This is a genomic window from Rothia sp. HMSC069D01 (assembly GCF_001810135.1).
In the GTDB taxonomy this organism is placed as follows: domain Bacteria; phylum Actinomycetota; class Actinomycetes; order Actinomycetales; family Micrococcaceae; genus Rothia.
On sequence record NZ_KV800093.1, the window covers coordinates 38,674 to 39,043 of the forward strand.

Genomic DNA, 370 nt, shown 5'->3' on the forward strand with positions numbered 1-370 from the left:
GTTGACACCGAGGTTCCCTCCCCCGTAGCAGGTACCCTGCTCGAGATCCGCATCCCCGAGGATGAGGACGCAGAGGTTGGCCAGGTTCTGGCTATCATCGGCGACGCTGCTGCTGCAGCTGCTCCCGCTGCTCCGGCTCCGGTTGCTGAGGCTCCCGCAGCTCCCGCTCCGGTTGCTGAGGCTCCGGCTGCTCCCGCAGCACCCGCCGCTGCTCCGGCTGCTCCCGCAGCTGCTGCTGCAGGCATCGAGGTCGTACTGCCCGCACTGGGCGAGTCCGTCACCGAGGGCACCGTTACCCGCTGGCTGAAGGAAGTTGGCGAGCAGGTTGAGGTTGACGAGCCCCTGGTTGAGGTTTCCACCGACAAGGTTG

Annotated in this window: 1 protein-coding gene; it reads left to right on the top strand. The window is 67.0% G+C overall.

Going from position 1 to position 370, the window contains the following annotated elements:
- On the top strand, positions 1-370 hold a 370-nt coding region (locus HMPREF2710_RS09540), incomplete at both ends, for a biotin/lipoyl-containing protein (protein WP_305793919.1).